Below are 15,275 nucleotides of genomic sequence, written 5' to 3'. Positions count from 1 at the left end.
TACTAAGCGTCAGTTTTGCCGGATGTTTCAGTGGCGTCTGCGTAAACGCTTTCGCGGGCAAGCCTCGCTCCTACAGGTTTTGCGTGTGCCATGGATTGGGCCACGACACAAAACCCGTAGGAGCGAGGCTTGCCCGCGAAGACGTCAGCGCAGACGCCTCCAGGCTTCTGGACTTGCCCGCCAATGGGCCGCTTAGGGATATCGACCATGCAATGGATTTTCATGCTGATTGGCTTGGTGCTGGGCTGGGTAGTCGACGAGTCGCTCAGCGATGCGCTGTTAGGTGCGTTGCTCGGGTTGGGCATCGGTCAGGCCATTCGCATTGGTCGTCTGGGCTCGCAAGCGGCCGAGCAGCACCGTCTGCTTGAGCAGACACAAGTGGCGCTCAATACGCTGCTGCAACGCTTGATAGCGCTGGAAGGTGCGGGCGTCAAAGCGCCGGAAGTCGCTCAGCCCGAAGCCAGTCAACCTGAAGTCAGCGCACCCGTCGTCTCCCCTGAATTCATTCTCGACGACATCTCCTTTAAAGCCCCCGCCGAATCCCCGGAGATGATCTGGGATCTCCCGCCTGAACTCGAACCGATCAGCGCCGCCGCCACCGAAGCCAGTCGTCCGCTGCCCGCCGATGTCTGGACCCCGGAACCGGTCGCCCGCGAACCGCGTCAACCGTCGGCCCCGCGCGAACCTAATGTGTTTGACCGCGCGATCACCGGCGCCCGCAACTGGCTGTTCGGTGGCAACACTGTGCTGCGGGTCGGCGTGGTTCTGTTGTTCCTCGGTCTGGCGTTCCTGCTGCGCTACGCCACTGAAGGCATGGTGGTGCCGATCGAGATGCGTTACGCCGGCGTTGCTGCCAGTGCCCTGGGCTTGCTCGGTCTGGGTTGGTGGCTGCGTCACCGCAACAACCAATACGCGTTGATGTTGCAAGGCACCGGGATTGCCGTGCTGTACCTGACGGTGTTCGCGGCGATGCGCTTGCACCCGTTGCTCGACCCGACGGCGGCCTTGGGCCTGCTGGTGGCGGTGACGGTGTTCTCGGCGATTCTGGCGATCACCCAGGATTCCCTCGCCCTGGCCTGCGCCGCAGCGTTGGGCGGTTTCGCCGCGCCGATCCTGACGTCGACCGGTGCCGGCAGCCACGTCGCGCTGTTCAGCTACTTCGCCCTGCTCAACACCGGCATCCTCGCCATCGCCTGGTTCAAGGCCTGGCGTCTGCTCAACCTGATCGGTTTTGTCGGCACCTTCGGCATCGGCTTCGCCTGGGGCCTGCGCTCTTATGCGCCGGAACTGCTGTGGAGCACCGAGCCGTTCCTGATTCTGTTCTTCCTGATGTACCTGGGCATCGGCCTGCTGTTTACCCGGCGCAAGCTGCTGGAAATGACCGATGCGCCGGAAGACGACAGCCGCCAGGCGCTGCTGCACTGGTCGGCGCGCAAGGGCGACTACGTCGACGGCACCATGCTGTTCGGGCCGCCGCTGGTGGGTTTCGGTCTGCAGTTCGCGTTGGTCCAGCATCTGGAATTTGCCGCTGCGTTCAGTGCGTTGGCGCTGGGCATGCTCTACATGGGCCTGGCCCGCTTGCTGATGGGCGGTCGCGCGTTGCTGCTGGCGGAAACCTGCCTGGCGCTGGGCGTGATTTTCACCAGCCTCGCGATCCCGTTGGGCCTCGATGCGCGCTGGACCGCTGCCGCTTGGGCCGTGGAAGGCGCGGGGATCTTCTGGCTCGGCCTGCGTCAGCAGCGGCCGCTGGCCCGCGCCTTCGCCTTGCTGCTGCAACTGGGCTCGGCGCTGGCTTTCCTCAGCAAGTTGCAGCCCAGCGAAGACAGCCTGCTCGACGGTTCATGGCTGGGCGCATTGATGCTCGGCGTGGCGTTGCTGTTCAGCTTCTACCAATTGCGCAAGGCCTTGCCAGAACAGACTTCGCCGTTGGAGCGCCAAGGCCTGCCGGTGTTGGCATGCCTGGGCCTGACCTTCCTGTACCTGCTGGCGCCGTTGTTCTTCCAGACCCATGGCACGGCGATCAGTTGGGCGCTGGCCGGGTTGGCGACGCTGTTCGTCGGTCTGCGCCTGCAATCGCGTACGTTCCTGTTCACCGCGTTTGCCGTGCAATTGCTTGGCGGCGCGTTGTTCCTGATGCGGCTGAAAGGGGCGGGCGGTGATTCGGCGGCGGTGCTCAGCGCCGGCTGGAGCGGTTTGCTCAGTGCCTCGCTGATTGGCTTGGCGTTGATCGGCGGCATGTTGCTGGCGGCCCGCGATGAGATGGTGCGCAACGATGCGCGGTTGCTGCGCGGCTTGTCGGTGATCCTGCTGGCGGGTCTGGTGCTGATCAACCTGGCGGTGCTGTTCGTGCTGCCGTGGCAAACGGCGAGTGCGGTGTGGGCCGCCAGCGGGTTGTTCATCATCTGGCTGAGTCTGTACCTCAAGCAGCGCGTGAGTTTTGTCTTTGGTCTGTTGTTGCAGGTGATCGGTGGCGCGGCGTTCCTGTTCGCCGGGCCGGAACTGCTGGGGCCGTTGGCCAGTGAAGGATTGAAGCCTCTGGCCCACAGTGGTTTCTGGACGCCGCTGGTGCTGGGCTTGGCCGCGCTGGTCGGTGCCTGGCGTTTGCAGCTTGGCAATCACGCTTCGGCGTTCGATGTGCTGAGCCTGAATCGCTTGTCCGAGTTGCTGCTGGTGTGGAGCGTGGGCTGGTGGGCGCTGGCGTGGCTCAGCGAAGTGCTGCGCTTTGCGCCGCTGGATCTGCAAGCGACGTTGTTGCTAGGCGTCGCGGCGTTGAGTGTGGCGTTGTGGTCAGTGTTGGCGCTGCGCTTGAAATGGTCGTCGCTGGGCTTGCTCTGCACCTTCCTGACGCCGGTGGCGGGGCTGGTGTTGCTAGGCGCGTGGCATTCGCGTTATCACCCGGCGGCCAACTTCGGCTGGCTGGTGTGGGCAGCGGTGTTCGTTGTGCATTTCATCTCCCTGCGGCGTCTGGCGCCGATGCTGCCGGCACGCGCCCTCAGCACCGCCCACGTGCTCGGCTGCTGGCTGTTGCTCGGTGTGCTGGCCCTGGAGCTGCGTTACGGCCTGCTGTTGTTGTCTGAGCAGTACAACGCCTGGCGCTGGTTGGGCTGGGCGATTCTGCCGAGCCTGTATCTGGTGTTGGCGGCCGCGCCACGGAGCTGGCCATGGCCGGTGTCGGCGTATGCACGCGAATACCGGATCTATGCCGCCGCCCCGCTGGCGCTGCTGATGCTGGGCTGGTTCTGGCTGGCGAACGGTGTCAGCGACGGCACCGCCGAGCCGCTGCCGTACGTGCCGCTGATCAACCCATTGGAATTGGGCCTGCTGTTTGCGCTGTTCGGCGTCTACGTCTGGTCGCGCAGCGCGGTGACGCAGTTTGCCCTGCCGAAGGTTTACGCCGAGAACGCCACGCAGTTGATCGCCGGAGCTTCGTTGTTCGTGTTTTTCTCCGCCGTGGTCACGCGCACCGCTCACCATTGGGGCGGCGTGCCGTTCGAGCTGGATCAATTGCTGGTGTCGATGCAGGTGCAGGCCGGTCTGTCGATCGTCTGGACCTTGATGGCGCTGGGCTTGATGATCGGCGGCCATCTGCGCCATCGCCGCGAAGTGTGGCTGATCGGTGCTGCGCTGATCGGCGTGGTGGTCGCCAAGTTGTTCTTTGTCGAATTGAGTAACCGTGGCGGACTCGCCCGGATCGTCTCGTTTATCGGCGTTGGCGTGTTGCTGCTGGTGGTGGGCTATTTCGCCCCGTTGCCGCCCAAGCGCGTCGAAGCCGAGCCGGAGGCTGAAACACCGGCCCCTGAAACCGAAGGAGTGTCGTCTTGAGTCAGAAGCTGAACCTGGGGTGGCTGGGCGCTGTTGCGCTGGGCGTGGCGATGTCGGCCAACGCCCAGGAAAAACCGTCGGACTTCAGCACTCAGGTGCCGTTGTCCGTGAGCGGCGAAGGTCCGTGGTATCGCCTGGAGCTGCCGCTAAGCGTGCAACTGAACGCGCGGCAGACTGATCTCAGCGACGTGCGCGTATTCAACGCGGCTGGCGAGGCGCAAGCCTATGCCCTGGCCCGGGAAACCGCGCAGTCCGCCGAAAACCGTACCACCACCGACGTGAAGTGGTTCCCGCTGTACAACTCGGCAGACGCCACCGAACGCGCGCCGAGTGTGCGCGTGCAATCGAGCGCCAACGGCACGTTGGTGGAGGTGCAGCCTTCCAGCCAATTGGAGGCGGGCGAAGAAGTGCTGCGTGGCTGGTTGCTCGACGCCAGCTCTATCAAGGCACCGTTGCAGCAGTTGATCCTCGACTGGACCAGCGAGCGCGACGGCTTCCAGCGGTTCAGCATCGAAGCCAGCGACGACTTGCAGCATTGGCAGTCGTGGGGCGAAGGTCAGGTGGCGCGGTTGTCGTTTGCCGACGAGCGGGTCGAGCAGCATGAAGTCGGCCTGCCGGGGCAATCGGCGCGTTATCTGCGCTTGCTGTGGAACACCCCGCAATCGGCGCCGACCCTGACGTCCGCGCAACTGGAAAGCGCCAGCACCCGCAGCCTGCCGCTGCCGTTGGTCTGGTCGCAACCGTTGGCCGGCAACAGCGTGAAGGCGGGTGAATATACCTGGCAATTGCCGATGGGGCTGAATGTCGAGCGGGTGCAGGTCGAGTTGAATCAGCCCAACAGCCTGGCACCGGTGACCTTGTCCGGGCGGCGCGAGAGCAGTTTGCCGTGGCAGCCGCTGAGTGGCGGTTTGCTGTATCGCCTGACCCAGAATGGCCAGGACGTGGTGCAGAACGAATTGCAGTTGTCGGGGCAAACCGTGCAGCAGTTGAAGCTGACTGTGGATGAGCGCGGTGGCGGCCTGGGCGCTGAAGCGCCGACGGTGAAATTCGCCGTGCGCTCGACGCAAGTGGTGTTCCTGGCCCGCGGTGCCGGGCCGTATACGCTGGCGCTGGGCAGTGCGACGGTGAAGACGGCGAACTTGCCGTTGTCGACGTTGATTCCGGATTACAGCGCGGCGAAGTTTGCTTCCCTGGGCAAGGCCACGGTCGATGGCGGGGCGCTGGTGACCGTCGCGCCGACAGCGGTGGCGGCGGCGAAGGCGGACACCAACTGGAAGAAATTCGGGTTGTGGGCGGTGTTGTTGCTCAGTGTGCTGTTTTTGGCGGTGATGGCGTTCAGTCTGTTGCGCAAGCCGCCGGTCAAGCCCTGATCCCTCGCCACAATTGAGCGCAATTGCGGCTACGCTCAACCCCGCACATGAACTCTATTGGGCGTATCACGTCTGATAGGAGGAAATGCGCCCCGACTCGCGTTAAACTGCGCGGGTTTTTAGCCCCCCCATTCCACCGGAGCCTTCCATGTCCCGCGTTACCCTGAGTCGCTATTTGATTGAGCAGACCCGTAGCAACAACACCCCTGCCGATCTGCGTTTCCTGATCGAAGTGGTGGCGCGCGCCTGTAAAGAAATCAGCCACGCCGTCTCCAAGGGCGCCCTCGGTGGTGTTCTGGGCAGCATGGGCACTGAAAACGTCCAAGGCGAAGTGCAGAAGAAGCTCGACGTGATCTCCAACGAGATCCTGCTTGAAGCCAACGAATGGGGCGGTCACCTGGCCGGCATGGCGTCCGAAGAAATGGACAATGCCTACCAGATCCCGGGCAAATACCCGAAAGGCGCGTACCTGCTGGTATTCGACCCACTGGACGGTTCTTCGAACATCGACATCAACGCCCCGGTCGGCACCATCTTCTCGGTGCTGCGTTGCCCGAGCGAATACCTGAGCCAGAACGAAGCCTTGAACGAAAAGGCCTTCCTGCAGCCAGGCACCGAGCAGGTCGCTGCCGGTTATGCCATCTACGGCCCGCAAACCATGCTGGTGCTGACCCTGGGCGATGGCGTCAAAGGCTTCACTCTGGACCGTGAAATGGGCAGCTTCGTACTGACCCATGAAGACATCACGATCCCGGAGTCCACTCAGGAATTCGCGATCAACTCGTCCAACCAGCGTCACTGGGAAGCGCCGGTACAACGCTACGTCGGCGAATTGCTGGCGGGCGATGAAGGCCCGCTGAAAAAGAACTACAACATGCGCTGGGTGGCCGCGATGGTCGCTGATGTGCACCGCATCCTGACCCGTGGTGGCCTGTTCATGTACCCACGCGACAGCCGCGAGCCATCGAAGCCGGGCAAACTGCGCTTGATGTACGAAGCCAACCCGATGTCGTTCCTGGTGGAACAAGCCGGCGGCGCCTCCACCGATGGTCACCAGCGCATCCTCGACATCAAGCCCGATGGTCTGCACCAGCGCGTAGCGGTGTTCCTCGGCTCGAAAGAAGAAGTCGCACGCGTTACGGCTTACCACAAGGAATAAACCCATGACCACGCCCTGGCAGCCGTTGCTCGAATGGTGGTTCGGATCAGCCGAAACCCCTGACGATATTCAGGCTGACAAGGGCAAGTTATGGTTCGGCAAGCGCGACAGCCAGGACCTCGAAGCGCGCGAGCGTTTCGGGGACTGGGTCGAGCAGGCATTGGCCGGCGGTTTGACCGACTGGGCGCAACGTCCCGAAGGTTGGCTGGCCCTGGTGCTGCTCCTCGACCAACTCCCGCGAATGATCTTTCGCGACACTCCCAAATCTTTTGCCGGTGATCTCCGGGCCCAGGCCCTGGTGGCGCAAGGCATTGCTGCGGATTTCGATCGACAGCTGCGGCCGATTCAGCGGGTGTTCATCTACCTGGTGTTTGAGCATTGCGAGAATCTGGCGGTGCAGAACGAGGCGGTTTCGCGGTTTATCGCACTGGTTGCCGAACAGCCGGAAGCGGATCGCGCGGTGTTCGCCGATAACCTGGATTATGCCGAGCGGCATCAGAAGGTGATTGCGCGGTTTGGACGGTTTCCCCATCGCAATGCGGTGTTGGGGCGGGCGTCTACGGCTGAGGAGATTGAGTTTCTTTCGGGGCCGGGTTCCCGGTTCTAACTGATCGTTCCCACGCTCTGCGTGGGAATGCCTCTTCGGACGCTCCGCGTTCGGCTCTGGATGGGACGCGGAGCGTCCCGGGCTGCATTCCCACGCAGAGCGTGGGAACGATCAGGGCTAGACAGTCAGATACGGAAACTACCCACCAACTGCTTCAACCGCGCCGCTTGCTGCTCAAGATCCGAGCAAGCACGCAAGGTCGCCTGCAGGTTCTCCACCCCTTCCTGGTTCAGCGTGTTGATCTCGGTGATGTCGACGTTGATCGACTCCACCACGGCGGTCTGCTCTTCAGTCGCGGTGGCCACGGACTGGTTCATGCCGTCGATCTCGCCAATCCGCTGCGTCACGCTGCCCAGGCGTTCGCCGGCCTGGTTGGCGATGCCGACGCTGCTTTCGCTCTGGCGCTGGCTGTCGGTCATGGTGCTCACGGCTTCCCGGGCGCCGACTTGCAGCTCTTCGATCATCTTTTGCACTTGCTGTGCCGAATCCTGCGTCCGGTGGGCGAGGTTGCGCACCTCGTCGGCCACTACCGCAAAACCGCGTCCGGCTTCACCGGCACGGGCGGCTTCGATGGCAGCGTTGAGTGCCAGCAGGTTGGTTTGCTGGGAGATGCTGGTGATCACTTCCAGAATCTGCCCGATGTTCACCGTGTTGCTGTTGAGCGTCTCGATGTTGCCGCACGAATCGCTGATCTTCGCCGACAGTTGTTGCATCGCCGCGATGGTTTTATCCACCACTTGCTGACCGTCTTCGGCCAGGGCGCGAGCGTCGCTTGAATGTTGAGAGGCGAGGGCGGCGTTCTGGGCGATTTCCTGGGCGGCGGCGCCCAGTTCGTTGATCGCCGCGGCGACGCTGCTGGTGCGCGAGGCTTGCTGGTCGGAGTTGAACATCGACGAGTTCGACGCCGCCACCACACGCAGGGCGACTTCGTTGACCTGGCCGGTGGCCGAGGCCACTTCACGGATCGAGGTGTGAATCCGCTCCACGAAGCGGTTGAACGATGTGCCCAACGCACCGAATTCATCGTGGCCGTGGATGGTCAGGCGCTTGGTCAAATCGCCTTCACCTTCGGCGATGTCATGCATGGCGCGTCCCATGGTCAGCAGCGGCTGCATCAGGAAGCTGATCAGCATGCCCAGCAGCGCAATGATGATCACCACGGCGATGGCCATGGCGATGATCGCCGAGGTGCGGAATTCGCTGAGCATCGCGAACGCGGTGTCTTGATCCAGCACCAGCGCCACGTACCAGTCCGCCGACGGCACGCCGTTGACGTGGGTGAAGGAGATGAACTGCGACTTGCCGTCGACCTCGACTTCTTTCATGCCCGGACTGACCCGTGGCGCACCGTTCGGGTAGGCCTCGGCCAGCGTCTTGAGCACCAGTTTGCTGTTCGGGTGAATCAGGATCTTGCCGTCGGCACTGACGATAAACGCATGGCCATGACCGCCGAAGTTCAGCGAGTTGATGATCGCGCTGACGCTGGTCAGGTCGATGTCCGCACCGGCGACGCCGATCATCTTGTTCTCATGCTGCACCGGCGTGGCGACGGTGATCACCAGTTTGCCCGACGACGCGGCGATGTACGGTTCGGTGACGATGGTTTGCCGCGCGCTGTCGGCAGCCTTGTACCAGCCACGGGCGCGCGGATCGTAGTCGGCGGCTCGGTTGCCGGCCGGAATCGAGGTCATGACGCCTTCGGTGCTGCCGAAGTAGCTCAACTGGAAGTTGCCGGTGTAGGCGGGCAGGTCGATGGCGCGTTTCAGGCTGGCCGGGGCGCTGCCGTCCACGGCGATCTGTTGCGACAACGATTGCAGCAACTGGATGCGGCTTTCCAGCCAGGTCTGGATGTTGCTGGTGGTCAGGCTGCCGAGCTCCTGCATCGAGGATTCGGTACTGCTGCGCAAAGTCTGGCGCTGGCGGTAGTCGTTGAAGAGGATGAAACAGACGAATGCAACGGCTACTACGAGGGCGGCAGCCAACAAAATCTTGTGGCTGAACTTCATGTTTCTGGTCATTAGGTGAACTACCGCAAAAGGGCTGGTCAACGAGGGAGCGGCAATTTGCCACAGTAGCGGGCTTTGCGCTGCCTCTATTTCGACTGACCAGCGCCAAAGATTAGGCGTTATTCAGCGAAAACCGACGAATTGCCCAACGGCGCGACAAAGTCGCTGATTTATTGGCAAAAGGCAGACGAGCGGCCAAACAAATAGCCGGGCGGTCGGGGAACCAGATAAGGGTTTTCTCTTCTAAGCTTCAGCTTGGCAGCCATGCCAATTCCCTTCCCCCAGGAGCTACACCATGTCGCTGCGATCTTTCGCCTTGCTCTCGTTCTGCGTGTTGTTGGCCGCGTGCAGCAAGGTCAATCAGGAGAACTACTCCAAGCTGTCGGCCGGCATGCCCAAGGCCGAGGTAGAAACCTTGCTGGGCAAACCCGCCGATTGTTCTGGCGCGCTTGGCATGTCCAGTTGCACCTGGGGCGACAAAAACAGCTTTATCAGCGTGCAGTATGCCGGTGACAAAGTGCTGATGTTTTCTGGCCAAGGCCTGAAGTAAACCGGGGCTACGCGCCCGCGGGAGAAAAACAATGAAGCGGTTATTGATAGTTCTTTTTGCCGGCCTGGTATTGGCCGGCTGCGCCTCTTCTGGCGTAGATCCGTTGGCGCCCAAGACAGCCAACAGCGTCAATCTCAAGAAATACCAGGGAACCTGGTACGAGTTGGCCCGGCTGCCGATGTATTTCCAGCGCAATTGCGCGCAATCCGAAGCCCATTACACGCTCTTGCCCGACGGTAACGTAGCGGTGCTCAATCGCTGCCTGACACCCGATTGGCAGTGGGAAGAAGCCAAAGGCACGGCCTGGCCACAGGTGCCGGGCAAGACCGACAAACTGTGGGTCCAGTTCGATAACTGGTTTTCGCGTTTGATTCCGGGTGTGGCGAAGGGCGAATACTGGGTGCTGTACGTCAGCGACGACTACAAGACCGCCATTGTTGGCGACCCGAGCCGCAAGTACCTGTGGCTGCTGTCACGGACCCCGACGGTCAACGGTGTGGTGCGTGAAGAACTGCTGAGCAAGGCACGGCAGCAGGGTTACGACACCACGCGACTGATCTGGCGCGCGTCGGATACGAAGATGGCCAAGACGTCGAACTGATCACTCGGCTACAGATCGTTCCCACGCTCTGCGTGGGAATGCCTCTAGGGACGCTCCGCGTCCAGTGACGCGGAGCGTCACGGGCTGCATTCCCACGCAGAGCGTGGGAACGATCGGTTAGGGATTATCCGAGCAGATCGCGCAGCACTTGAGTGAACGCCCGGCTGCTTTCTTCTTCACCAGCATGACGCCCATCACGCACAACCCACTGGCCATTGACCAGCACATCGCGCACCTGGCGATCACCACCGGCAAACAACCAGCGATTCAGAATCCCGTCGCCACTGGCCGTCGCCAGGTACGGATCATTGCCGTCGAGCACCAGCCAATCCGCACGCTTGCCGACTTCCAATGCACCGATCGGCTGGCCCAACGCCTGAGCACCGCCATCCAGCGCCGCGTCGTACAGTGTGCGGCCGACCATCGGCTGATCCGCGCCATACAAGCGGTTACGCCGCTGATCCCGCAACCGCTGGCCGTATTCCAGCCAACGCAATTCTTCCACCACGCTCAATGACACATGGCTGTCGGAACCGATGCCCATGCGCCCGCCCTGGGCGAGGAAATCCACCGCCGGGAAAATCCCGTCGCCGAGGTTGGCTTCGGTGGTCAGGCACAGGCCGGCGATGGCGCGACTCTTGGCCATCAACGTGACTTCTTCCGGGTTGGCGTGGGTCGCGTGGACCAGGCACCAGCGCTGATCGACGTCGGTGTTTTCGTACAGCCATTGCAGCGGACGACGACCACTCCAGCTCAGGCAGTCATCGACTTCTTTCTGCTGTTCGGCAATGTGAATGTGCACCGGGCATTGCTTGTCGCTGGCGGCCAGTACTTCGCTGATCTGCTGCGGCGTGACCGCGCGCAACGAGTGGAAACACAAACCCAGCGACTGCGCCGGTTGCTGCGCCAGGATCGGCTGCAAACGCGACTGAAGCGTGAGGTAGTTTTCGGTGCTGTTGATAAACCGGCGCTGACCGTCGTTCGGAGCCTGGCCACCGAAACCGGAATGGCTGTAGAGCACCGGCAGTAAGGTCAAACCGATACCGGCGGAGCTGGCGGCCTGGCTGATGCGCAACGCCAGTTCGGCCGGGTCTGCGTAAGGCTGGCCATTGGTGTCGTGGTGTACGTAATGAAATTCCGCGACCGAGGTGTAACCGGCCTTGAGCATTTCGATGTACAGCTGACGGGCGATGACGCCGAGTTGCTCCGGGCTGATTTTTCCGACGAGGCGATACATCAGATCGCGCCAGGTCCAGAAACTGTCATTCGGATTACCCGCCACTTCGGCCAATCCGGCCATGGCGCGCTGGAAGGCGTGGGAGTGCAGATTGGGCATCCCCGGCAGCAGCGGACCGCTTAGCCGTTCGGCGCCATCTGCATGGGAATCGGCCTGGATATGGGTCAAGACGCCGTCGGCGCTGACCTCAAGACGTACATTGTTGGCCCATCCACTAGGCAGCAGCGCGCGTTCGGCAAAGAAGGCGGACATGGTTCAGCACCCCATCGTGTGTTATTTGTATATACATATACAGACGTTTGCCTGCTCGGTAAACTCCGGCAAGCTAGCAACCTCTACCAAATGAACAAGGATTAACCGTGCCGACTCCGCCTGCAGTCTCTCCGTTGGCCGCACACATGGGCGACAGTCCGGCGCCCTTGTACGCCCGCGTCAAACAGATGATCACCCAGCAAATCGACAGTGGAAACTGGCCGCCGCACTACCGCGTTCCGTCGGAAAGCGAGCTGGTCAATCAACTGGGCTTCAGCCGCATGACCATCAACCGCGCCCTGCGCGAAATGACCGCCGACGGTCTGCTGGTGCGCATGCAAGGTGTCGGCACTTTCGTTGCCGAGCCGAAAAGCCAGTCCGCGCTGTTTGAAGTGCACAACATCGCCGACGAAATCGCCTCCCGCGGTCATCGCCATACGTGCAAGGTCATCACCCTTGAAGAAGAGGCCGCCGGCTCCGAGCGCGCGCTGGCCCTGGACATGCGCGAAGGGCAGCGGGTGTTCCACTCGCTGATCGTGCATTTCGAAAACGACATTCCAGTGCAAATCGAAGACCGTTTCGTCAATGCGCTGGTCGCCCCGGACTACCTCAAGCAGGACTTCACCCTGCAAACGCCTTACGCCTACTTGAACCAGGTCGCGCCGCTGACCGAAGGTGAGCACGTGGTCGAGGCGATTCTGGCCGAGGCCACCGAGTGCAAATTGCTGCAGATTGAAAAGGGCGAGCCGTGCCTGCTGATTCGTCGCCGCACCTGGTCCGGCCGCCAGCCCGTGACCGCCGCCCGTTTGATCCACCCCGGTTCCCGTCATCGTCTGGAAGGTCGGTTTCATAAATGAAAACACAGGTTCTACGCGCCAAAGATTACCCGCGCATGCCGTGGAAAAACGGCGGCGGCAGCACTGAAGAAATCACCCGCGATGCCGGCACCGGCCTCGATGGTTTCGGCTGGCGCCTGTCGATTGCCGACATAGGCGAGTCGGGCGGCTTCTCGACGTTCGCCGGCTACGAACGGGTGATCACCGTGCTGCAAGGCGAGGGCATGACCTTGCGCGTTGACGGCCAGGACACTCGGCCGTTGTTACCGCTGGACCCGTTTGCCTTCAGTGGCGAAAGTCAGGTCTCCTGCACCTTGCTCGGCGGGCCGATTCGCGACTTCAACCTGATTTACGCGCCGCAGCGGTATAGCGCGCGGTTGCAGTGGTTGGATGGTGAGCAGCGGTTTTTCAGTTCCGCGAATACTGTGTTGGTGTTCAGCGTCACCGAAACGTTGGAAGTGAAGCTCGGTAACAACGATGCACAACTGGGTCGCCATGATTGCCTGCAACTCGACGGCAATACCGGTCTGCTGGAAGTCTCCGCCAGCGGCCAATGCTGCGTGATCGAACTGATCGCACGCTGATCCAAACCCTCCACTGATCGTTCCCACGCTCCTGCGTGGGAATGCATCCCGTGACGCTCCGCGTCACCGTAGCAACGGCGGACGCGGAGCGTCACTGACGGCGTTACCACGCAGAGCGTGGGACCGATCATGCGATTCGAAACTGCGCACCACTTTGTTACCGAACGCCCCAGCGTGGCGCAAAACCACGCTTAAGTAACAGCCGCCACGCCCACGCAAAATCCCCGCGAAAAATTTCATCTTCCGCAAAACCCTTGATCTACAAGCCTTCCAGCCCTTCCAAAACTTTTCTTGAATGCCCATCCAACAAGTTGGCCGCTTGATTGCATATGCTTGTATGTACAAGTAAAGACGTATGCGTATGAGTCGACCGAGACTCCTCGCAGCGTCCACTGATTCGCTTGTGTCGCGTTGACGCGCACAGGCTGGCTTGCCCACCGCCCGGGTTGGTTTGAATTGATCGCTGAGGAGTCTTTTTCGTGACTGACAATAAACCTACGAAATACCGTGACGTCGAAATCCGCGCAGCCCGCGGTAACAAGCTGACCGCCAAGAGCTGGCTGACTGAAGCACCGCTGCGCATGTTGATGAACAACCTCGACCCGGAAGTCGCCGAGAACCCTAAAGAATTGGTGGTTTACGGTGGTATCGGTCGTGCGGCGCGTAACTGGGAATGCTACGACAAGATCGTCGAAAGCCTGACCAACCTGAACGACGACGAGACCCTGCTGGTGCAATCCGGCAAGCCGGTCGGCGTGTTCAAGACCCACACCAACGCACCGCGCGTGCTGATCGCCAACTCCAACCTGGTACCACACTGGGCGAGCTGGGAACACTTCAACGAACTCGACGCCAAAGGCCTGGCCATGTACGGCCAGATGACCGCCGGCAGCTGGATCTACATCGGCAGCCAGGGCATCGTCCAGGGCACTTACGAAACCTTCGTCGAAGCCGGTCGCCAGCATTACAACGATGACCTCAAAGGTCGTTGGGTCCTGACCGCAGGCCTCGGCGGCATGGGCGGCGCTCAACCGCTGGCCGCAACATTGGCCGGCGCGTGCTCGCTGAACATTGAATGCCAGCAGGTCAGCATCGATTTCCGCCTGAACAGCCGCTACGTCGACGAACAAGCCAAAGATCTCGACGACGCCCTGGCCCGCATCGAGAAATACACCAAAGAAGGCAAGGCAATCTCCATCGCCCTGCTGGGCAACGCGGCGGAAATCCTGCCGGAACTGGTCAAGCGCGGCGTGCGCCCGGACATGGTCACCGACCAGACCAGCGCCCACGACCCGCTCAACGGTTACCTGCCGGCCGGCTGGACCTGGGAAGAGTACCGCGCTCGCGCCAAGACCGAGCCAGCTGCCGTTGTGAAGGCCGCCAAGCAATCGATGGCTGTGCACGTCAAAGCGATGCTCGAATTCCAGAAAATGGGCATTCCGACCTTCGACTACGGCAACAACATCCGTCAGATGGCCCAGGAAGAAGGCGTCGAGAATGCATTCGACTTCCCAGGCTTCGTACCGGCTTACATCCGTCCGCTGTTTTGCCGTGGCATCGGTCCATTCCGTTGGGCTGCACTGTCGGGCAACGCCGAAGACATCTACAAAACCGACGCCAAGGTCAAAGAACTGATCCCGGACGACGCCCACCTGCACAACTGGCTGGACATGGCCCGTGAGCGCATCAGTTTCCAGGGTCTGCCGGCACGTATCTGCTGGGTTGGCCTGGGCCTGCGCGCCAAGCTCGGCCTGGCGTTCAACGAAATGGTGCGTAGCGGTGAATTGTCCGCGCCAATCGTGATCGGTCGCGACCACCTGGACTCCGGTTCGGTTGCCAGCCCGAATCGCGAAACCGAGTCGATGCAGGACGGTTCCGACGCCGTGTCCGACTGGCCACTGCTCAACGCTCTGCTGAACACCGCGAGCGGCGCGACCTGGGTTTCCCTGCACCACGGCGGCGGCGTCGGCATGGGCTTCTCCCAGCACTCGGGCATGGTGATTGTCTGCGACGGTACCGATGAAGCGGCCGAGCGTATTGCTCGCGTGCTGCACAACGACCCGGCGACTGGCGTTATGCGTCACGCCGATGCGGGTTACCAGATCGCGATCGATTGCGCCAAGGAACAAGGGCTGAACTTGCCGATGATTACCGGCAAATAAAACGGGCTGGCTTAACGCAATACCTGTAGGAGCGAGGCTTGCCCGCGAAGGCGTCATAACTGACACACCGCGATTCGCGGGCAAGCCTC

11 protein-coding genes and 1 pseudogene are annotated in these 15,275 nt (G+C 61.8%); 9 read left to right on the top strand and 3 right to left on the bottom strand.

The genetic code is table 11. The features are described from left to right. Positions 1-207 precede the first annotated feature (207 nt). The 4 genes from HKK52_RS18580 to HKK52_RS18565 all read left to right on the top strand — a co-directional run bounded on the left by HKK52_RS18580 (position 208) and on the right by HKK52_RS18565 (position 6,958). On the top strand, positions 208-3,822 hold the full coding sequence (locus HKK52_RS18580) for a DUF2339 domain-containing protein (RefSeq protein WP_169372036.1): 3,615 nt from the start codon (positions 208-210) through the stop codon (positions 3,820-3,822). Next, positions 3,819-5,192: a DUF3999 domain-containing protein gene (locus tag HKK52_RS18575; RefSeq protein WP_169372035.1), complete on the top strand. Its 1,374-nt coding sequence runs from the start codon at positions 3,819-3,821 to the stop codon at positions 5,190-5,192. The genes HKK52_RS18580 and HKK52_RS18575 overlap by 4 nt, the downstream gene beginning before the upstream one ends. Before the next feature lie 148 nt (positions 5,193-5,340). Further along, on the top strand, positions 5,341-6,351 hold the full coding sequence (locus HKK52_RS18570; RefSeq protein ID WP_123511179.1) for a class 1 fructose-bisphosphatase: 1,011 nt from the start codon (positions 5,341-5,343) through the stop codon (positions 6,349-6,351). Positions 6,352-6,355: 4 nt separating this feature from the next. Beyond that, positions 6,356-6,958, top strand: coding sequence for a DUF924 family protein (locus tag HKK52_RS18565; protein WP_169372034.1), 603 nt, complete (start codon positions 6,356-6,358; stop codon positions 6,956-6,958). A gap of 125 nt (positions 6,959-7,083) precedes the next feature. Here the strand turns inward: HKK52_RS18565 and HKK52_RS33040 are convergent, their stop codons facing one another. Then, complete coding sequence (locus HKK52_RS33040; protein ID WP_371927683.1) at positions 7,084-7,848, bottom strand: methyl-accepting chemotaxis protein; 765 nt, start codon at positions 7,846-7,848, stop codon at positions 7,084-7,086. A 93-nt stretch (positions 7,849-7,941) separates the two neighbouring features. Then, a pseudogene (locus HKK52_RS33035) lies at positions 7,942-8,964 on the bottom strand (HAMP domain-containing protein); the annotation flags it as partial. A gap of 295 nt (positions 8,965-9,259) precedes the next feature. Between HKK52_RS33035 and HKK52_RS18555 the strand changes: the two are divergent. Then, complete coding sequence (locus tag HKK52_RS18555; RefSeq protein ID WP_169372032.1) at positions 9,260-9,514, top strand: hypothetical protein; 255 nt, start codon at positions 9,260-9,262, stop codon at positions 9,512-9,514. Between the two features lie 31 nt (positions 9,515-9,545). After that, positions 9,546-10,115 (top strand): lipocalin family protein, encoded by a 570-nt coding sequence (locus HKK52_RS18550; RefSeq protein ID WP_149659124.1) that lies wholly within the window; start codon positions 9,546-9,548, stop codon positions 10,113-10,115. A 124-nt stretch (positions 10,116-10,239) separates the two neighbouring features. Here HKK52_RS18550 and HKK52_RS18545 read toward each other — a convergent pair whose 3' ends face one another. Continuing rightward, the gene (locus HKK52_RS18545) at positions 10,240-11,604 is read right to left on the bottom strand and encodes a formimidoylglutamate deiminase (RefSeq protein WP_169372031.1); all 1,365 of its coding nucleotides are present in this window, start codon (positions 11,602-11,604) and stop codon (positions 10,240-10,242) included. Between the two features lie 146 nt (positions 11,605-11,750). Here HKK52_RS18545 and hutC point away from each other — a divergent pair, with 146 nt between their 5' ends. The 3 genes from hutC (at position 11,751) to hutU (ending at position 15,186) form a co-directional block, all read left to right on the top strand. Further along, on the top strand, positions 11,751-12,461 hold the full coding sequence (gene hutC, locus HKK52_RS18540) for a histidine utilization repressor (protein ID WP_178117490.1): 711 nt from the start codon (positions 11,751-11,753) through the stop codon (positions 12,459-12,461). Beyond that, a complete protein-coding gene (locus HKK52_RS18535; RefSeq protein ID WP_169372029.1) occupies positions 12,458-13,024 on the top strand; it encodes a HutD/Ves family protein in 567 nt (188 codons plus the stop codon). The genes hutC and HKK52_RS18535 overlap by 4 nt, the downstream gene beginning before the upstream one ends. A gap of 479 nt (positions 13,025-13,503) precedes the next feature. Continuing rightward, positions 13,504-15,186: a urocanate hydratase gene (gene hutU, locus HKK52_RS18525; RefSeq protein WP_169372028.1), complete on the top strand. Its 1,683-nt coding sequence runs from the start codon at positions 13,504-13,506 to the stop codon at positions 15,184-15,186. Positions 15,187-15,275: the final 89 nt, after the last annotated feature.

The sequence above is a fragment of the Pseudomonas sp. ADAK2 genome (assembly GCF_012935755.1).
Taxonomy (GTDB): domain Bacteria; phylum Pseudomonadota; class Gammaproteobacteria; order Pseudomonadales; family Pseudomonadaceae; genus Aquipseudomonas.
Note: the sequence above shows the minus strand (reverse complement) of the source record. Positions and strands in the feature narration are given on the sequence as shown.